Source organism: Planctobacterium marinum (assembly GCF_020687805.1).
Taxonomy (GTDB): Bacteria; Pseudomonadota; Gammaproteobacteria; order Enterobacterales; family Alteromonadaceae; genus Planctobacterium; species Planctobacterium marinum.
This window is the reverse complement of the sequence record NZ_JAJEWQ010000002.1, coordinates 322,891-343,181: the sequence shown is the minus strand read 5'-3', so window position 1 is coordinate 343,181 and position 20,291 is coordinate 322,891. Positions and strand designations below refer to the sequence as shown.

Here is a 20,291-nt window from a genome sequence, read left to right as displayed (position 1 = left end):
AACGGGTGGTATACATTCTGTCATTGAGTCGAATCAATGACATTTACCCCCACGAGTAGTGTTCTAAGTCTAAAGGTTACTTGCCTATGTTCGAGGTAAGCCACAAGTCAATTTACTGCATCGTGAAAGATGACGCCCATGGTGTAGCGGTGGCCACTCAGCACCTGACTGACACCATGGCGCATATGGGCCCGGCAATACCCTTTTGTACCCTGGACGGGCCGAAATTTTGTAGTAAAAAATAGCGCATCACCGCATTTTGGCTTGAGTACAATTGCCCTGGATTGAGCTCTGGGAATTTGTTCTGTCAAAACAAATTCACCACCTGTGTAGTCCTTTTCTGGCTCGTTCAGAAAACATGCAACCTGAATTGGGAAATAGACCTCACCGTATAAATCCTGGTGCAACGTATTAAATCCCCCCTGACCATATTTTAAAATCAATGGCGTCGGTTTCTGTTGGCCGGCGAATTGACATTGCGCCTGTAACTCCTGATAGGTATCGGGAAATCGTGTCTCAAGCTGCAACTGCGCCATCCACAAATTGGCAACTGGAACCAGTTCAGGATACAGTTTCTCCCGCATGATGCTGACTATATCGGGTAATGGATAATCCCAGTACCGGTAGGTTCCCATACCAAAACGATGGCGTTCCATATGGACAGTTTTGCGATAGAGGTCGTCATTCTCAAACAAATTGATCAGGCTTACACATTGTTGCTGGCTGAAAAATCCCGGCACAATTGCGTAACCAACCCGATGCATTTCATCCCTGACGTTCTGCCAGTTGATTTTAGCGATGCGATTGGCTAAGTCAGTCATTTGATTGGGCTGTTCGTGCAGCCTCCCAGCCGATGATCGCCGTTTTCTTGTTGCTCCCCCATTTATACCCACCAATTTGACCGCCACTTTGGATGACCCGGTGACATGGAATTAAAAACGCCACTGGATTATTTCCTATGGCAGAGCCGACAGCACGAGAAGCTTTTGGTTTACTCAGGTTTCTGGCTATATCGCTATAAGAGCAGAGCTTTCCCATCGGGATTTTCAGCAAACTCTCCCACACTTTTAACTGAAAAGGGGTACCAGCCAGATGTAACTTTATTTGTGCCATTTGGCGCCAGTCTTTTTGGAAAATAAGCAGTGCGTCCTGTTGAAATTTGTCATTAATTTGATGCAGCTCGGCATTAGGGAAACGGACATTCAGTTCACTTAATGCTATCTCTTCGTTTTCCTCAAAGGACATGTGACATACACCTTTAGGCGTTGATGCAACCAGCACTTTGCCGAAAGGACTAATAGCAAAACAATAATTTAAGATTAAATTTGCACCGCCATTTTTAAATTCACCCGGCGTCATTGCCTCTATATTGACAAAAAGATCGTGCAAGCGACTTGAACCAGACAACCCGGTTTCATATGCGGCATCAAGCAGTGTAATACGATTATTGAGCAACGTTTTGGCGTAATCCAAACTAATATATTGCATAAATTTCTTGGGACTAACGCCAACCCATTCACTGAACATCCGTTGAAAGTGGAACGGACTGAGGTTTACAGCGTTTGCAATTAACGCCAACGAGGGCTGCTCCTTGAAATTCTCACGAATAAAATGAATAGCGTTTTCTATCCTTTCATAGTCAATTTGTTTTTGTTCCAGCATCAGGACACCACTCCACTTTGCTATGTTTTACAAACCGATACACCGCCATCGACCAGCATAGCGGAACCGGTTGTAAAACCAGACATATCAGAGGCCAAATACAGCGCAGACTGTGCGATTTCTTCCGGTGCAGCGATTCTTTTCAGGGCATGTATGTTTTTGACAAATGTTTGCACTTCTTCACTATCACCAAACTCTCTGGCCATATCAGTATTAGTACCACCAGGTAAAAGGGCGTTTACCCGAATTCCCTGGCTACCAAATTCAGTCGCTAACGCCTTTGTCAGCCCTATTAATCCCGCTTTACTCGCCGCGTAAGCAGATTGCAGTGGAAAGCCTGTGGTAAACCCGACAAATGATGAAGTAAAAATTAACGATCCGGATTGATTGCGAAGCATCGCCGGGATTTGATACTTTGCCGCGAGAAAACCACTTGTTAAATTTGTTTGCATCAATGTATGCCAATCATCTAACGACATTTCAGTTACCGGACCAGGCCTCCCCAGCGCGCCGGCATTGTTAAATGCAACATCCAGTCGGCCAAATTCCGCTAACGTGAATTCCACCAGATTGCGATGATACTGCTCGGAACAGACATCACCGGCCATCACTCTGACCTCCCCACCCTGTTGCGCTATGTCTTTTGCAACGTCTTGCAGAATAGATTCTCTGCGTGCGGCAATGACAATTTTAGCACCCGCATTGGCAAATAGTTTGGCAGACGCGAGGCCAATACCAGAACTTGCCCCCGTAATAATAACCACTTTATCAGTCAACTTAATCATGTGCGCTCCACACTGTATGTTATTCATCATAAGTGTACAGAGACAGCTGATTAGCAGCCGACCCGAAACTTGCTATGAATCAGAAAAATGTGTTCTACATAAAGACATATGCTATTCAAAAATGAAAAAAAGAAACTCACAAAAAACTTGGCTAGCTTTCCAGAAATTTAAACAATCAGGTACAATCTGCTTCCATAACAATGAAAAGAAATTAAAGGGACAGTTCAGGCACCATCTTTGAGCAATACAGCTTAAGGTACATTACTACCAATTATTAGGTTCAAAAATCAATGAAGCTGTAAATTGGTAACCTTTGCCTCTAACTGTTTTAATAGGTACAGACCCACCAGATAGTGACGCAATTTTCTTCCTGAGCCTCATAACCAACGTTTCCAATGCGTGCATCCCATGCTCATCATCTGCGTAGCTCAGCTTTTGTAAAAGGCTAGTTCGTGAAACAGGTTTTTTGGAAGTACCTGACAATAATTCAAGAAACAACTTTTCTTTACCACTTAGCGTGCAATAGAGCCCTTCAGGTGAAATCAACGTCCAGTTAACCGTATCAAAGCGCCATGGGGACATCAAAGCAGTATTTTTAGATGATATCTGTATACTTTGGTAATGCTGTGTGAAACCCAACGGGCAAGAACTAAGCTTTGAGCTAATCTGCTGCGCAACTGATAAACGATTAGCAAGATTGCGAATTGCCCACTGTAGTTCATCTGCACAAGTCGGTTTTACTAGATAAACATCTGCACCAGAAGCGTAACCTTCAATTCTAGATTTATCTGATCCAAGCGCAGTCAACATTATCAATCCAACAGTCGTATTTTTTCTTACGAATTTTGCCACTTTTAGGCCGGATTCGTCTGGAAGACCAATGTCCAGAACAATCACATCGGGCTTTTTACCGGACAATAACTTATAAGTTTGCATCGCATTTTCCGCCACAGAAACGGAAAAACCCTTCAATTCCAACTCTGCCTGCAAAAGTTCGCTTAAATCCTTATCATCCTCCACTAAGAGAACAGATATCATGAATTTATCTGTATCTGTTTCACATTTATACATTCGAAATTGTCACTTTTCTTTTATTCACTAATCTGAAGAAGTTGTGTTTATCGGGAGCTGTAATAAAAACTCACATCCATTAGTTATTTGTGAGTTTAGATAAACCATGCCACCATATTTAGATACAATCTGGCGAACTATTGCGAGCCCTATACCCACTCCTGGGAATTCAGCAGAGTTTTGGGCTCTGTAAAATTTTGAAAAAATCTTATCGTGTTCAGTCCTCGGGATACCGACACCATTGTCTTTAACTTTTATCAGCAACCACTCTGGATCGATTGACTTGCAACATATGCTAACAGATTGGCCTGCATCTGAATTCCGACTAGTGGCACTGTATTTGAATGCGTTACTCAATATATTATCCAGACAACACCTTAGTTCAGCCGAAGGCATAGCGATATGGACATCCGTATATCCTTTTATTGTGACATTTACACCAGTATCCTGATCACGAAATTGTTGAACAACTTGAGCCAAAACCTCTGCTAATATTGTGCGCTCTGAGTTATCCGCATAAACAGATGTATTTGGCAGATGTAATTCCCCCAGTGAAATACTCAGAGTCTCTTTCATTCTTTTTGTAGCACGGCCCATCGCAGCAATTCGGTCATTGGCCGTATGCGAAGTTTTGGTTAACTCCGCCCTCAGCAGTCGTAACCCACTTTCTATAATGGCCAGCGGTGTTCGATATTGATGTGACACCATTTTCATCAGTGTTTCCTGTTCATCATTGGCAATCCGCAATTGTTCGTTAGCGATAACCAACCTGCGACTATAGCTAAGTATACTGTAATAGCGAACTACCAATACCAGGCTCAATATTCCAGTAATAGCAATTGTCCACCAAACCCACGTATAATCGATATTTTCATAATCCATAAATCGTATCCAGCGATTAATAATGATGTTTTTTTGTTGCTCAGAAATCGTAGCAATAGCCATATTCAGAGTTGGCAAAAGAGGAGATAATTGCTTTTGCATTGCAATACGATACTGGCCAGTAAACTCCGTATGCCCTATAATTTTCAGGTTATTCAGTTGTAAAGCATCTACGTTGTAACTCATACCGAAGATCGAGCCTACTGTCGCATAGGCAGTATTCCGGCTCACAGCTCTTAACGCGTCCTGCGTTGAGTTCACATATACAATATCAATCATGGGATACTTATGTTGAATTGCTTTTGCAATACGATAACCGCTGACTGACGCCAGACTTTTTCCTGCCAGACTATGCAAATTTGCAACATAAGGTTGATCTTGCCGTGAGATAATCACCATCGGAGCTGATAAAAATACATCGCTAAATAGCATAATCTGCTCTCGTTCGGGTGTTGCATTTAACCCCGAAATAAATTGGCATTTTCCCTGACGAAAAAAGCGTAAAGTTTGAGACCAACTATTTGTGGGAATTAACTGCCATTCAATATCCAGCTCATGAGCAATCAATGAAAGATACTCAGAAAAGATGCCTTTATGCTGATTGTCTGTGCTGAGAATGTCAAATGGGGGCCATTGAGGATCAATACACAAGGTGTAGATATTGCGGCCCAAGTCTAGATCTTCCGAATGTGCTTCTAACAAGTAATTGGATGATGCTTGATTGCCAATTGACGCCCCCCAAATCGCACTCAATGCATTGAAACTTGTTGTATAATCTTCGGCTGCACTCTTGAAGGGGAATAGAGTAAAACTAAAAACCAACAGCCCTAATGTAAAAGGAATATTAAGATTCAAGCGGCACATGAATGACTTACTCACAACATCAATTGGTGAAACGAAACAATAAGGTTAATCGTAATAAATTTACCGTATTTAATCGAAGTTATATCTAAGATGTAAAGTATTAATCATGTTTATAAAGCCAGGTAGTTATTTTCCCCCTGGCTAGAGAAGTAAGCAGGTTCAGGCCCCGTTGAGCTTCTAAGGCTTTTTCAGGCTAAATATTAATCACAACTCGCCGACTCGTTGTTTGAATTTCCACTGTATGTTAACACCAGATAGTGGTCATTATCCGCTTCAGATTTTTTGTTATGAAGCCTTAATGCCGGGGAACCATCATTGATTACTTTACCGTCGATACTCGCCCAGAACTTGTTGTTGTCAGACTTAAAATCCTCGCCGTTATAAACTAAAAACCAAAACTGAGCACCAGGAGCTGCGCTTATGCCACTATTGCAAGCTTCATGGTAGACTGGATTGGTGCATCCAGCACATGGTTCTACAGTATTCCCAGTTTTATCCGTAATATCTGGATTGTATGTACCAGAGTTGCTGCAAGTAACAACAAATTCAACACCGCCACTATTACCGGAATTTTCCGGATAAAAATGCACATCTCCCGGGCTATCAAAGGTGTCAGCATAGACATGGAGTTGATGATATTTTGAGCTATTCCCTTCTATACAAAAGCTATAATCTCCTGAACCATGCGAATGAATAAAACTACCACCCGAACTTCGGTGATTGCGCATTTTGAACTTCAACGCATTTTCAGTTTGATTCACTACCTGAAAATTAAGGTACGTACCATGCCCAGCTTGCGCCGAGGATGTTGCTAAGACGAATAACATAAACGTTATTTCTATACACCAAAAAACGCGGTTGCGATACCAAGCGGTTAAACTGCCGTTCACTATATTATATATTGAAAATCTTCCTCCTATTCTCGATTCATTTGTGGCGCAATACGCACTATTACTATGATGTAACAATTTATCTTTTTTCATAACTGGTTCCTCTGTGATTTTACAAAGCGCTTTCGGATATTGCCTTGGTTAAAAACAGCAATTAGCTACACCAGAAAGCTAGCTTAATGTTCAAAGAGGATTGCTTAAGGTTCAACCCATAAACCATCACCAAGCCTCACCTAAACTCACGTGCTCAATAAAGTATTCTTATTAAGCACTCATACACAAACAGATGAATCAGCTTCCTTTTAAAAATGATAATTATTTAACACTTAAAGCAATTTAAAATTATAGAATAAGAGTGATGACCCATTGTGGATGGGTGAGGACCGCCCGGAAACAGGGAATACCTGGACCTGTTTCAGGTCCGAACGCGAGACAAGTGGACGTCGAGCTGGAAGCCGCCACCATGGAAGATTTAAACCTCGTTGGTGGAAATCAACTGCTATTGATTACATCAAGGTAATTTACGAATTAACAGAACGAGATAAATGCTGATCCCCCGTTAAGTGGGTAGATCCCGTTAAGTGGGTAGATCCAAATGAGTTAGAGTGCATTAAAAAGGGATGGTGCCCAGGGGCGGACTTGAACCGCCACGGCCTTGCGGCCACTAGCACCTGAAGCTAGCGTGTCTACCAATTTCACCACCTGGGCTAACTTTTCAGAAATGGAATCTGAAAGTCGCGTTTTCGGAATTGTTATCCCCGAAAACGGACGCGAAAGATAAAGGTTCCGGGTTAGTTTGTCAATCGTAAAAATGCTATTATTCGCGGAATTGTGCAAATTTATTAAAAACAGATTATTTGATGAGCAATGTGGAATACCTGATCCCTGTCAGGTCGGTTATTTTTGAGGAAGAAATTAAGAAAAGTCGCTTTATTACCCGGCTAGCTCACACTCCGAGCATCGACAGTGCCAAAGCCTTTGTGGCGCAGATTAAGGAAGAATTCAAAGATGCCCGCCACAACTGTTGGGCATTTGTGGCAGGTGCACCTCAGGACTCAATGCAATATGGATTTAGCGATGATGGCGAACCCAGTGGTACTGCGGGCAAGCCAATGCTAAACCAATTGACAGGTAGCGATGTCGGGGAGATAAGCGCGGTGGTAACCCGCTATTTTGGCGGTACCAAACTGGGCACTGGTGGCCTGGTAAAAGCCTATGGCGGCGGAGTTCAGCAGGCGCTTGTGCAATTACAGACACAACTAAAAGTGCCGGAAACGCAGTTTTCTCTGCAATTGCCTTTTGATCTGGTTAGCCTATTGGAATATGCCGTTAAAGACGCTAATGCCAGCATTACCGAACGCCAGTACAACACAGATATCGTGTGCCGCATTCAGTGCCCGGTCATGAATAAAAATGCCCTGGTAACTCAGCTAAAAAACCAGAGTAAAGGCAAGATAAACTTACTTTCCGATAACTAGTCAGTGCTTGCCTTGTTACCAATAAATAACTTCGATAAGTCATCCACTGCAATATGCGTTTGATAATAGGGAAACATTGGCTCGTTATCAGGCCCAATAGCCTTTATGACCTGGCGTTTGGCGGTACCCTTAACCAGCAAGGATTTGCCCACCAGTGCTTCACTGACATTTTCACCGTACTGGTTAATAAACTCGCTGACCAGCTCAGATTTTAGTCTGACCGTCAGACAACGACGATCTCGATAATCTTTTTCGGAATTAATATACAGGATATTATTGTGGATATTAGCCGCCTTGATCTCAAATTGAAACACGCCATCAAAACCAAATGGACCAAACATCTCTGAAAGCTCAATGGCTTTCATCGGCCTCATTCCCTTGGCATTAACGAAGTCGGATTCAAATCCGTTTTCTCGTAACTGAAATAAAAAGTGCTCAGTTAATCTTTCGATAGCATCTGACCGTTCCTGCATTTCCCGCTGTTGTTCATCGCTGACGACAATAGGTGGCTGCGAATTTAGGTGTTTTTGACCCACGTCACTCTGATAAAAGCGGATCAGCGCCACAAGTTCTGCTTCGGAGTAATAATCCAGATAATATTGTTTAACGGCTTCACTTGTTAACCTGTTGGACTGGGGATAGCTCAGCAATTCCTTTAACTGAGACTTGTAGTCCGTTACCAAATGTTGATAGCTGTCAGGAATCAGGTCCAGCTTTAAGCGTTTAAGATACGCTTCCTGCATTTGCGCGATGATTCTGTTTTGAGCTGATTCTTCAGGCGGAGCACTCCTGATACTCATAAACTCGTCCAGCAACAGAGATTTACTATCGTTGAGTTCAGCCTGCAGCATTGATGTGTGTGCGCAGGTAAACGCGAAAAATAAAGCCGCACTAAAGCGAATTCTCATAAATGCATCCTTGTATATAATTTTTCCCAGTTTACCGGGTTTAATAGCAACCTGGCAACTCAAACAAAAAAGCCAGTGCATGGCACTGGCTCTTGTTTAACCGAAGTTCAGGATTAACCGTTTACGAAATCCTGACCCAGTTTAATGTCGCCACGCAGGCCTTCCAGCATATCGTCTTTGGCTTTTTGCTCAAACGCGCTTAATTCGCCATAAGGCAGAATTTCTTCAACACCTGCTGGACCTAATCTGACCGGATGCGCAAAGAACTCAGCGTCATCGCTGTTGGTTTCAACATAAGTGTACTCAACCACGTTTTGACCTTGCATTGCGTCAACCAGAGACAAACAGAAACGCGCTGCAGCCTGACCCATAGACAAGGTTGCAGAACCGCCACCCGCTTTTGCTTCAACCACTTCGGTACCGGCATTCTGAATACGCGTAGTCAGCGAGGCCACTTCTTCGTCAGTAAAGTCTACACCGTCTACCTGCGACAACAGAGGCAAAATAGTAGTACCAGAGTGACCACCAATGACAGGAACGTGAATCGCTTCCGGGCTTTGGCCTTTTAGCTCAGCAACAAAAGTTTCAGCGCGGATCACGTCAAGCGTAGTCACACCGAACAGTTTATTTTTGTTGTAAACGCCTTTTTTCTTCAGCGCTTCAGCTGCGATAGCAACTGTAGTGTTTACCGGATTAGTGATAATACCGATGCAGGCTTCCGGGCAAGTATCCGCAATCGCATCAACCAGGTTGCGCACGATACCGGCATTGATGTTAAACAGATCGGAGCGGTCCATACCTGGCTTTCTTGGTACGCCCGCTGGAATCAACACGATGTCACAGCCTTTTAACGCTGCAGATAAATCGTCTTTGCCAAAACCCTTAACCTTAACATCAGTTGGGATATGGCTTAAATCTACGGCTACACCGGGAACTACTGGCGCTACATCGTATAAAGATAATTCTGAACCTGCGGGTAACTGAGTTTTCAAAAGCAGGGATAATGCCTGTCCAATACCACCGGCAGCACCTAAAACTGCTACTTTCATTTTATTCTCCTATGAAGTGCAAATTGTCGCGCGATTAACCTGAGTCAAGAATAGCTGGACTATTCAACGTCACCAGGCTGGGAGCTGTCTTCCTGAAATCGCTAACTGGATAACAAAGAGACGGATGTGTAATTGTGTCACAGTGTATGGGTATTTTTCGCAAAATCAATACACAGACGCCAAGCGTTTAGCATTAATACCAGTTCCACTATATATTTGCCCTCTCAGCGCAGCCTCAGGGACATTAGTTCAAGGCGTGCGAAAGAAAGAATACTGGTGGTCTTGTGAACTTCGCACAACAAAGACAAAAGTTTCGGGAAAACTTTTGAACAGCTTTAGCTGGCCTGCGAAGCAGGTGATATTCAGGGATGAATATCATAAATAATGTTCCTGAGGCGCGTCTACGGTGGGGCTGAAAAGCATTTATACTGTGTTGGATGTTTTTGATTTAGGCCCACTAAACCTGCAAACATCCGCCTTGTCTAAATGCTTTTCATCACCCACTGAGCTGGGTAAATATATAATGGAGCTGGTATGTCATGTAACGTTTACTTTCTTAGAACAAGTCGGCAAAATAGTGAATTATTATGTCAGCGTAACCAGAGTGATGAATGGCCAGCAAGCAAGAAGAAGAAATTAAGGCATTTAAAGAAGTATTAAAGGCAGAATCCTACGGTTCGCAAGGCGAAATAGTAGAAGTCCTGAAAGGTATGGGATTTGCCAATATCAGCCAATCGAAAGTGTCTCGTATGTTGAGCAAGTTTGGGGCGGTTCGGGCACGTAATGCCAAAGGTGACATGGTGTATTGTTTGCCCCCGGAGCTGGGGATGCCTACCGCGAAAAGCCCACTAAAACAATTGGTGCTGGATGTAGAACACAACGGTGTGATGATCATTATTCGCACTACCCCTGGAGCCGCACAACTTATAGCCCGTTTGCTGGATTCACTGGGTCGCTCTGACGGCGTACTGGGCACCATCGCCGGTGACGATACAATCTTTATTGCCCCCTCCTCGGTGGATCAAATTGAAGAGATTCGCCAAAAAGTAGAAGATTTGTTTGAAACGGTTTAGCAACTAACAAAAAGCCCGCTAACTAATTCGCGGGCTTTCATCTGATGCTAACCAGGTATTTTCAGCACTAACGCTTTTGCACCACCAGGCTGCCAATGGAATACCCTGCGCCAAAGGAACACAGCACACCATAATCCCCTGACTGCATATCGTCCTGATATAGGTTAAACGCGATCAAAGAACCGGCCGAGGCGGTATTGGCATAGCGATCCAGTACCACGGGCGCTTCCGTTGCATTGGCATCCCGCCCCAGAATCTTTTTAGCAATCAGCATATTCATATTGATATTGGCCTGGTGCAACCACCAACGTTTCACATCAGTCGCCGTTAAATTGTGCTGACCCATGTGATTTAAAATGTGCTCAGCTGCCATCGGGCAAACTTCTTTGAATACCTTGCGGCCTTCCTGATGAAATAGTTTGTCAGTGCCAAATGCATCCACATCATTGGCACGGCTCATATAGCCAAAATTTGAGCGTATATTAGACGAGTATTTGGTTTTAGCAGAGGTACTTAAGATCTCATACTGGTTATCAGACACACTATAATCTTGTGCTTCCACCAGCATGGTAGTAGCCACATCACCAAAGATAAAGTGACTGTCTCTATCACAATAGTTTAGCTGTGGTGAGACAAGTTCGGGGTTGATCACCAAAACAGAACGCGCCGTGCCCGCTTTGACCATTTCCCACGCTCGGTGTAATGCAAATGTACCTGCTGAACAGGCCACTAACATATCGAAGCCGAAGCCCTCTATGCCCAGAGCGTCCTGGATTTCGATGGCAATAGCCGGGTATGCCCGTTGTGTGTAAGCACAGGACACAATTACAGCATCCACCTCTTCAGCCTTACGACCAGCCGCTTCCAGCGCTTGTTTAGCGGCTAAAACGCCAATTTCTGCCTGATTAGACAGCTCGTTTTCCCCGCGCTCAGGAATGTCGGGCCGCATCCGTTCGACATCCAGAATTCCGTCTTTGGTATACACATATCGGCTCTTAATACCGGAAGCTTTGTAGATGAATTCGGCACTGGAATGCGGTTTTGCAGCCAACTCTCCCGTGGCGATTTGAGCACTGTTCTCTTCGTTAAATTTATCAGCATACTGATTGTAGCTGTCTACCAGCTCTTCATTGCTGATACTAAATTCCGGGGTCCATAATCCTGAACCACTGATTACAACCTGGGTCATTGTCTTTTGCCTGTAGTAAAACAGCCATTAGCTTAACCACTCACGCTCAAAAAGTCATTCACTACCCTGCTTTCTGTTGCCCCCTAAACTACACTGTTGAATAAGTATGTGGGGATTTACAATAATTTTGTGTTTTATTTATCATCAATCTACCTATTCTGCCGATGATAAGGTACATTTATATGAAAGGTTCGTGACATTGAGCACCACCCTACAAGCTCAGCGTGTTCCATGAATGTTTCATAATATTTATAACAAAAAGACAGAATGAACGCCTATGAAGATGCAACAAAAGCTAATAGTGGCTATAGCCGTATCGGTGATTTTGCCGACGTTGATTATCGCTATTGTTAGTATTTCCAAAACCACCAGTCAGTCCAAACAAAACTTTATTACCGCAACTCAGAACGAAATCAGGCAAATAGATAACAGCTTTAAGTTGTTTTTTGAGCAGGTTAAATCCAATGCTAAATTTCTGGCCGCGCACCCACTGGTAAAATCAGTGCCTGTAGAGACCAGCACCTATTTCAATGAAGAGCGCATGATGGACCCGCTAAACGCCCATCCCAGAGAAGCCGAGATTTTTGATTTGTATCGCCAGTTTGGCACCACTCACGAAGAATTGTTATACGTGTATTTGGGTACGCCTCACGGTGGTTTTATTCAGTATCCGGCAGAAAAAATAGGTAATTACGACCCCAGAAAACGCCCCTGGTATCAACAGGGTATGAGCAACCCCAATCAGGCTGGCATCACTGATGCCTATCAGGGGGTCACTGGTGGGCCAATGGTATCGGTGATGTATTCCATCAGCGACGATGCCGGACGGGCCATCGGGGTACAGTCAATGGATGTATCCCTGACCACGTTGACCGACATCGTGAAATCCATCAAATTGGGTGAATCCGGTTACCTGGTTTTGGTGGATGATAACGGTGTGGTGTTAGCCGACTCCAAAACACCCCGCAATAATTTCAAAAAAGTCGGTGACATCGCCTCTCCGTTTTACGAAGAGCTGGCAAAACGACTGAGAAGCAGCGCAGCGTCAAACTTCACCACTGAACATCTGGATTCGGATGTGCAGGTAACCACTTACTACTCTCCTACCCTGAAATGGCATTTCATTGGGATCATAGATAGCAGCGAGATTCTTGCTCCTACCTATGCCATGAGCTTTTTAATCATCGTATTGGCCGGTGCCATGGTGGCAGGCTTTATCTTTCTGGGCATCTATCAGGCGAAACGACTGGTCTCACCTATCCTGGTGGTATCCAAAGGTTTAAAAGACATTGCCAGTGGTCAGGGCGATTTAACCCAGCGACTTTCTGTTGCCTCTAAAGACGAAACCGGTGACCTGGCGCGCTGGTTTAATCAATTTCTGGACTCAATTCGCAGCCTGGTACAAGACATCAAAGATGACTCGCAATTACTGGCTGATAAATCTCAACAGATAGGCCACATTGTAGAAAGTATTAAAGACGCCAGCCACGAGCAGGAAAAGGCCATTGAGGATTCCTCCCATGGCACCTCAGCAATGGCACAAACGTCACAGGAAGTTGCCACCAATTGTGCTACTACGCTGGAAATGGTTTCTAATGCCGAAACCTCAGCCAAAGAAGGCACACAAATTATCGGTGCCATGGTAAAAGATGTTACCCGCCTGAGCAGTACCATCAGTGAGTCTGCTTCAGCCATGAAAGAGCTGGAAAATGAAAGCAGTAACATCACGCAAATACTCAGCGTTATCCGGGGCATTGCCGAGCAAACCAATTTGCTGGCATTAAACGCCGCCATCGAAGCTGCACGTGCCGGTGAACAGGGCCGAGGATTTGCCGTGGTTGCCGATGAAGTCAGAACGCTGGCAAAGCGCTCTCATGATGCCACGGAAGAAATCGATACCATGTTAAATAATCTGGTGGACAAAACGCGTTTCGTTTCGGGCAAAATGAGTTCCAGCCTGGAGCAATCTGAACAGGCAACATCGCAGTCTACGCATGCAAATCAATCATTTGAAGACATCAGTAAAGCGGTGGCACAAATTCGTACCCGCCTGGACGAAATTGCCAATTCCGCCGAGATCCAGAACCAAAGTTCTCAGCAAATCGATAATAATTTCGCAGAAATTGGCAATTCGGTCACCGGCATTGCAAATTCCAGTGACACCCTGGCCAGCAACGCTAAAGAATTGATGCACTTATCCAGCGAACTCAACGGTTTGGTTGGCAAATTTAAGGTCAAATAAACCAGAGCCTTTCAAACTCAAGGGGCTTAGGCCCCTTTTTTAGTCCATAATTAAAAACAAAGCTGTAAAAAATGGAAAACCAATGAACAAAATCCCAGTTATTTTTGACCATGATGGCGGTGTTGATGATCTGCTGTCGCTGATGTTGTTATTGACTATGGAGCATGTAGATCTCAAAGCAGTGTGTGTAACACCCGCTGATTGCTTTTTGACAGACGCCACCAAAAGCACCTTAAAAATACTGGATCTCTTTGGGCGCAAAGATGTTGTAGTAGCACAGGGGAATTTGCACGGTATCAATCCATTCCATTGTGACTGGCGGGCACAACCAAAAATGGTGAATGCCCTGCCCACCATGTTGAGCTGTGAAGACGACTGGTCCCTCGTTACAGACATGCCCGCACATGAATACATGCAAAAAGCATTACAGGAAAGCAATGAACCCGTCACGGTATTGATGACCGGCCCCTGCAGCAACCTGGCAAGGGCCCTGGAAAATGCACCGGATTGCATCAATAAACTGCAAAAAGTCATTTGGATGGGCGGCGCTATTGATGCTAAAGGTAACGTAGCTAACTATAATCACGATGGCAGTGCTGAATGGAATGTATACTGGGATGCGCCCGCCGCGGACAGCCTGCTAAAATCAGGAGCCCCATTGTGGTTAATGCCACTGGATGCCACCAATTGTCTGCCCATCAGTATGGCATTCTTAAAGGATTTATCCGCCTATCGCTCTTATCCCCTGGTGGAACTGGCCGGGCAATTTTGGGCTTGTACGGTTGCCTCTATACCCACCTATGAGTTTACCTATTACCTCTGGGATGTGATGGCTACCTGTTGTCTGGGTTTAGGGGATGATGTCATAGACTGGCAGGATATTCGTTTGTCTGTCCGCACCTCAGAACCCTCGGAAGGAAACACCTACCGCGACGAAAACGGCAGCCTGGTTAAAGTCGCCATGCAGGCCAACCGTCAGGCAGTCGTGGATTATCTGGTGCGACAGTTGCAGCACAATATTTAATTAACAGTATTGCCCGACACAGCCTGTGACTGCGCAATGTCCTGCTGATGTCGGGCACACGATTGCGAATATCAAATCCAAAAGTCGTCCCCATTCCCGACTGTTCGATTCGCTCAATCTAACTCGCTACCCTCAACCACAATATACACGCTCACCACAATATAATTCTGGCAATTTTTTACCCATTCACGGTAAGCAACCCTGAAGAAAGCGTCTATACTTAGCGTTAACTCAACCTAAGGCGACTTTTCACCTCTGAAAATAAGACCAACGCAATATTATGTACCACCTTCAAGGAGCCCATAAACATGGCAGGGAAAAAGAGGACAAAAGCCAAAATAACTGCGCAGCGAGTTCGATAAGTCGCAGAGGACAAAAAGATGAAGATTAAACAATATGCCAGTTTTGTTTTAACTTTCATCGGCAGCGTGTTTGCAACACTTGCCAGTGATTTCACGGATTTGCGTTTTATCACTGTCGACGAACCACCGGTCAATTACCTGTCGCAAAACGGTGTGGTTAGTGGCTACACAGTTGACATCGTCAACCACCTGCAAGCGCAATTAGGGTTTGTTACTGATATTGAAGTAATGCCAGAATCCCGGGCTATGCACACGTTGGAGCAAGACTACGGCGTGGTGATGTTTAGCATTTCCAGAACCGCAGAACGGGAACACAAATATCACTGGCTGGCACATGTGATCAGTAAACGCTGGGCATTCTATTCTCGCCATGATTCAAAATTAACCATTACCTCTTTGGAAGATTTGCTGGACAGCAACACCGTTGGGGTTATCCGGGGCGACATCCGGCAATCCTGGCTCAAAGAAAAAAATGCACGTTACCTGGTGGAACTCTCAGAATACGACAGGGCGATTGAAATGCTCCTGGGTGAACGCATCGATCTCTTGTTTTACGAGTCTTTTGGGATTTTCTCCACCTTGCAGAAATTGGGCTACAACAGCAACAGAGTGAAGCTTCAATTCATTGCCAATGAGTCGGATGTTTACATTGTCATGTCAAAGTTCGCTGGTTCGGAAAAATTAGCCAACAAACTTAAAAAGCACTTTGCTGAAATAAAAACCTCTGACTGGCATAAAAAACATACAGCTACATGGCAAGCAAAACTGAACATGTTGGGTATCGCTGATGCCTGGGTTGTGGACGGCGTACTGCATTATTAAAATGTTCCGCCCGATTAAGCGGTATTAATCCCGTCTTTTACCTGCTCCGGCGTTACCACATTTTATAATCCTGCGTACCAGATAAACCCTCGCGTTGTCAGGCTGCCTGCCTCCCGACGTCGGCATAACCACATTGCTGCACGAAAACCACTAGCGATGCCCGGTTTTTAATGCGTAGTTTTCGATAGATATTGCTGCAATGAAACTTGATGGTGCGCTCGGTTAAAAATAGTTTACGGGCAATCAGTTTATTCGACAGGCCCATCACCACATATTCCATTACCTGGTGTTCGCGTTTGGATAAATCAGTAATTATCGGTTCGCTTTGCATGGTTTTTCTCCTTCACTTCGGTTTTTGCCAGAGGTTCGGTTAGTGTCGTTCTGCTGGTAGTTCATGAACCCGCCCTTCACTCAAGGCATAGACCCGATCGGCGGATTTAATGGTTTCTGGTCGATGCGCGATAATGATTCTGGTCATATTCAGTTGCTTGATATGCGCATTGATTCTGGATTCGTTTTCCACATCCAGGTGACTGGTGGCTTCATCCATGAACAGGATCTTAGGATGGCGATAAAAGGCTCTGGCCAGCAATATTCGCTGTTTCTGCCCTCCACTCAGACTGGCCCCCATGTCGCCCACCAGAGTGTTGTATTGCATCGCCGTTTGCATAATTTCGTCGTGTATGCAGGCCAACTGCGCACACAACACTACTTTTTCATAGTCGATTTGGGTTTCAAAGCAGGCAATGTTATCAGCGATAGAACCGCTCAATAGTTGATCGTCCTGCAGCACCCCGGATATTTGCTGCCGGTAATCCGGCCATTGCGAAATGGCTTTGCCGTCCACTTCAATACTGCCAGCGGTAGGTTGGCTCAGTCCCATCAGGCAGCGCAATAAAGTGCTTTTGCCGCTGCCACTGGCACCAACAATTGCCACCGTTTCACCGGCTTCCACCTGCATATTGATAGCATGCAATATAGGTGGTTCCAGCTCACTGTAGCTATAGCGCAGATCTGTTACCTGGATTCGCCCCTGTAACTGAGACGCCCCGGCCCCCGGCCCGGCCCCCGGCCCGGATGCCAGGTCAACGTCAGGCTGAGTGCAGGCCGGATCTTTATCGCTGTATACCACGTCGGCAAGTCGTTCCAAATGCAGATCCAACATCTTAAATTCAATGGCCTTGGTGATCAGGGTATCCAGAGCACCGATAAAGCGATTCTTATAACTCATAAAAGCGTATAGCATGCCCACGGACATCAGATTGCCCATCACCGCCGTGGCAGCAAAATAGATAATGACAATGTTTTCCAGGCCGAACAGGATCTTGTTGGCAGTATCGAATCCAATCTGCCATTTGCTGATATGAATGCCTTTGTTAATCGATTCTGCTAAATAATTCTGCCATTGATTTTGGCGATCGGACTCTTTGTCAAACAGCTTTATGGTCTGAATTGCGCGTACAGACTCCATAAAATGCGAGTTTTCCTTAGCCGTAGCCACAATGTGCTCTTCTGATAAGCGCCGCACCGGACGATACAGCAATACTCTGAGCAACGCATAAAGGCTGACTATAGCTAAAACGATAAAGGTCAGTTGCAGGTCGTAAATAAACATCACCACCAGGGTGATCAGGGCCATCACACCGTCAATAAATACCGAGACAATACCGTTGGTCATCAACTCCCGAATGTTATTCAATGAGCCAAAGCGCGAAATAACGTCCCCCATGTGACGTTTAATAAAATAATCCATGGGCAATCGGATCAGGTGATGAAAAACATTGGCGCTCATTTGCATGTTCAGGCGGTTGGACAAATTGAGTACCACGACCTGGCGCAACAGGGAGGTTCCGGCTTCAATCAATAACAGCAGACCAAACCCCACCGCTAACACACTCAGCAAATTAGTATCCGAGCGCATCAACACATCATCCACAACGGTCTGCATGTAGTAAGGGCTCACTATCGCAAAAACCTGGAGCAACAGACTGAGCAAAACCATCAATCCCAGACTTCGCTTTAAACCGCTGATATTGGACCAGAATTGACCGAAGCGAAGTTTGTTCTTTTCTACCCCGGGTTCAAACTGTGAAGAAGGCAGCAGTTCAAGTGCCACACCGGTAAAGCACTGGCTCACTTCATCTAAGAATAAACATCGCTCTCCGACACCCGGATCATGGATAACCACCTTGTTTCCCTGTACCTGTTTTAACACGACAAAGTGCTTCATTTCCCAATGCAAAATGCAGGGTGTTTGCAATTGTGTCAGGTGCTCAATTTCCAGTTTCAGGGCGCGCGTGGTCAGATTCATATACCCGGCAATCGCCATAATTTGTTTTAATGTGGCGCCCTGCGCCGAAATTGAAAACTTGCGACGCAAGGTAGTCAGATCCGTTTCCAGACCATGAAATCTAGCCACCATCGCCAGACATGCCAGTCCACACTCTGCGGCTTCCGTTTGCAGGATCATTGGCAAACGTCGGGCACCACCAAAATTCAGTAAGGACTCGGGTCTGACGTTAAAATTCAAGGCTTGTGTACTCATCATAATCTCCCTTTGATGCTATACAGTGGCTCTAACAACCATTCAATCAGAGTACGCTCAGCTAACTGGATATCTGCCGACAACGTCATGCCGGGTTTTAAAGCCAATTTTTGACCAAACGCCTGCACCCAGTTTTTGTCCAGTGCGGCCAGTACAATAAACACCGGCTCCTGAACATCCACGGCCATATCGTTAATCTCGTTGGGTAAAATGGCCGCCTTGGAAATATCCAGTACCGTGCCACTATGCAAACCAAACTTTTGATAGGGAAACGCGTCATAGCGCATTTCAATCACTTGTCCTGGTTGTAAAAACCCCGCCGCTCTTACCGGCACCAGTAATCTTGCCTGAATAGTGGAATCTGCCGGCACAATCGTCAGCAACGGCATATTGGTTTTGGTGTATTGGCCCTGATTTACCTGGATATTGGATACAAAGCCACTTTGAGTCGCTTTGATAATGTGTGCCCGCTGCCCGTGCAACTGAGCGATATTTTTTGCCACCTCACTGAGTTGGCTCTGGATCTGCGCCAGACTATTTTGCTCTTCTTCGGGGAAAATACGCAGCTCAGATTCAAGGGAACGACGGCTGTTCTTTTGATTTAACAACTGCCGTTTAATTCCGGCGATGTCACTTTGCAAAGCCAATTCTTCTGCTTGCACACTGCTGTAATCAAATTTTGAAATGTGTCCCTTGCGCCGCACTTCATGGCTACTTTCAAGACGCTCTTTGACCAGGCTATGACGTTGCTGCATCAACGCTAACTGATGCTCCAACTGCAACATCTCCTGATTAACAGACTCGATTTTGGCTTTTGCATCCTGAATGCGATGAAAATAGATTTGCGAATTGCGTGTCATCTGTTGTGTCAGCGCAGTTTTTTGCTTTTGGTATTCGGCCAATAACTGTTCTTCCAGACTGCTGCCATCCTGCAACACCCGGTCGCCATTCACCAGTATCAGCGCCTGTCCCTGCTCGACATAATCGCCGTCTTTCACCAGAATGCGTTTGATTTTACCGCTGGCAGATTCTGCGAAGACCCTGATCACCCCTTTTTCGGGTTCCAGCCAACCCTGTACGGTTTCCTTACGGGCATATTCACTGTGAAATAACCAAACCATAATCGCTACGACCCACAGAGTTATCGCAAGGGCAATCACGGATAATTTAATGGAAGGCAAAACCAATACGTTTCCATGTAATCGGTGCTTCTGCCCTTCCAGTGCTTCCTTGCGGAACAAACTTCCTTTCATGTTCTCAATCCAAATTGCGGTTGCGGTTAAGCACAACATCGTTGTGCAAACGTTGAGCTAAATCATGGAAGAGAATCGAAAATCAAACTATCAAATACGGGCAGGACTATAGTAAAAATGAGAAAATTATCTGCGAACAATAAGTGAACAGCGTTCACTAAACTTGAAGTGTACCGCCGATCCAGGTATTGA

General features: G+C 45.0%; 17 protein-coding genes and 1 tRNA gene. 5 read left to right on the top strand and 13 right to left on the bottom strand.

The window, feature by feature from the left end; all coding sequences use genetic code 11:
- Positions 1–107: 107 nt before the first annotated feature.
- From LJ740_RS06795 to LJ740_RS06765, 7 genes are all read right to left on the bottom strand, one after another.
- Entirely contained in the window at positions 108–821 is a 714-nt protein-coding gene (locus LJ740_RS06795; protein ID WP_229528323.1) for a 2OG-Fe(II) oxygenase, read from the bottom strand.
- Positions 814–1,662 carry a bifunctional helix-turn-helix domain-containing protein/methylated-DNA--[protein]-cysteine S-methyltransferase gene (locus tag LJ740_RS06790; RefSeq protein WP_229528322.1) on the bottom strand — a complete coding sequence of 283 codons (849 nt, stop codon included), beginning with the start codon at positions 1,660–1,662 and terminating at the stop codon, positions 814–816. Before LJ740_RS06790 ends, LJ740_RS06795 begins: the two co-directional genes overlap by 8 nt.
- Before the next feature lie 20 nt (positions 1,663–1,682).
- Positions 1,683–2,447 carry an SDR family oxidoreductase gene (locus tag LJ740_RS06785; protein WP_229528321.1) on the bottom strand — a complete coding sequence of 255 codons (765 nt, stop codon included), beginning with the start codon at positions 2,445–2,447 and terminating at the stop codon, positions 1,683–1,685.
- A 264-nt stretch (positions 2,448–2,711) separates the two neighbouring features.
- Positions 2,712–3,518, bottom strand: coding sequence for a response regulator transcription factor (locus LJ740_RS06780; protein WP_229528320.1), 807 nt, complete (start codon positions 3,516–3,518; stop codon positions 2,712–2,714).
- 27 nt (positions 3,519–3,545) lie between these two features.
- A complete protein-coding gene (locus tag LJ740_RS06775) occupies positions 3,546–5,255 on the bottom strand; it encodes an ATP-binding protein (protein WP_229528319.1) in 1,710 nt (569 codons plus the stop codon).
- Positions 5,256–5,464: 209 nt separating this feature from the next.
- A complete protein-coding gene (locus LJ740_RS06770) occupies positions 5,465–6,247 on the bottom strand; it encodes a hypothetical protein (RefSeq protein WP_229528318.1) in 783 nt (260 codons plus the stop codon).
- A 528-nt stretch (positions 6,248–6,775) separates the two neighbouring features.
- A tRNA-Leu gene (locus tag LJ740_RS06765) sits at positions 6,776–6,862 on the bottom strand.
- A 152-nt stretch (positions 6,863–7,014) separates the two neighbouring features.
- Here LJ740_RS06765 and LJ740_RS06760 point away from each other — a divergent pair.
- The gene (locus LJ740_RS06760; protein WP_229528317.1) at positions 7,015–7,632 is read left to right on the top strand and encodes a YigZ family protein; all 618 of its coding nucleotides are present in this window, start codon (positions 7,015–7,017) and stop codon (positions 7,630–7,632) included.
- Here the strand turns inward: LJ740_RS06760 and LJ740_RS06755 are convergent.
- Both LJ740_RS06755 and mdh read right to left on the bottom strand, forming a co-directional pair.
- On the bottom strand, positions 7,629–8,540 hold the full coding sequence (locus LJ740_RS06755; RefSeq protein ID WP_229528316.1) for a DUF2059 domain-containing protein: 912 nt from the start codon (positions 8,538–8,540) through the stop codon (positions 7,629–7,631). The genes LJ740_RS06760 and LJ740_RS06755 overlap by 4 nt on opposite strands.
- A gap of 113 nt (positions 8,541–8,653) precedes the next feature.
- Positions 8,654–9,589 carry a malate dehydrogenase gene (gene mdh, locus LJ740_RS06750; protein WP_229528315.1) on the bottom strand — a complete coding sequence of 312 codons (936 nt, stop codon included), beginning with the start codon at positions 9,587–9,589 and terminating at the stop codon, positions 8,654–8,656.
- Positions 9,590–10,200: 611 nt separating this feature from the next.
- On the opposite strand from mdh, the gene argR reads away from it, so the two are divergent.
- A complete protein-coding gene (gene argR, locus LJ740_RS06745; protein WP_229528314.1) occupies positions 10,201–10,662 on the top strand; it encodes a transcriptional regulator ArgR in 462 nt (153 codons plus the stop codon).
- Positions 10,663–10,729: 67 nt separating this feature from the next.
- Here the strand turns inward: argR and LJ740_RS06740 are convergent, their stop codons facing one another.
- Positions 10,730–11,851: a beta-ketoacyl-ACP synthase III gene (locus tag LJ740_RS06740; protein WP_229528313.1), complete on the bottom strand. Its 1,122-nt coding sequence runs from the start codon at positions 11,849–11,851 to the stop codon at positions 10,730–10,732.
- Positions 11,852–12,128: 277 nt separating this feature from the next.
- On the opposite strand from LJ740_RS06740, the gene LJ740_RS06735 reads away from it, so the two are divergent.
- The 3 genes from LJ740_RS06735 (at position 12,129) to LJ740_RS06725 (ending at position 16,301) form a co-directional block, all read left to right on the top strand.
- Positions 12,129–14,093, top strand: a complete 1,965-nt coding sequence (locus tag LJ740_RS06735) for a methyl-accepting chemotaxis protein (protein ID WP_229528312.1) — start codon at positions 12,129–12,131, stop codon at positions 14,091–14,093.
- 82 nt (positions 14,094–14,175) lie between these two features.
- Entirely contained in the window at positions 14,176–15,117 is a 942-nt protein-coding gene (locus tag LJ740_RS06730) for a nucleoside hydrolase (RefSeq protein WP_229528311.1), read from the top strand.
- Positions 15,118–15,497: 380 nt separating this feature from the next.
- Positions 15,498–16,301: a substrate-binding periplasmic protein gene (locus LJ740_RS06725; RefSeq protein WP_229528310.1), complete on the top strand. Its 804-nt coding sequence runs from the start codon at positions 15,498–15,500 to the stop codon at positions 16,299–16,301.
- Positions 16,302–16,398: 97 nt separating this feature from the next.
- Here the strand turns inward: LJ740_RS06725 and LJ740_RS06720 are convergent, their stop codons facing one another.
- From LJ740_RS06720 to LJ740_RS06710, 3 genes are read right to left on the bottom strand one after another with little or no spacing between them, the layout of a single operon-like run.
- Positions 16,399–16,632 (bottom strand): response regulator transcription factor, encoded by a 234-nt coding sequence (locus LJ740_RS06720; RefSeq protein ID WP_229528309.1) that lies wholly within the window; start codon positions 16,630–16,632, stop codon positions 16,399–16,401.
- A 39-nt stretch (positions 16,633–16,671) separates the two neighbouring features.
- The gene (locus LJ740_RS06715; protein WP_229528308.1) at positions 16,672–18,846 is read right to left on the bottom strand and encodes a peptidase domain-containing ABC transporter; all 2,175 of its coding nucleotides are present in this window, start codon (positions 18,844–18,846) and stop codon (positions 16,672–16,674) included.
- On the bottom strand, positions 18,846–20,099 hold the full coding sequence (locus LJ740_RS06710) for an HlyD family secretion protein (RefSeq protein ID WP_229528307.1): 1,254 nt from the start codon (positions 20,097–20,099) through the stop codon (positions 18,846–18,848). The genes LJ740_RS06715 and LJ740_RS06710 overlap by 1 nt, the downstream gene beginning before the upstream one ends.
- Positions 20,100–20,291 lie beyond the last annotated feature (192 nt).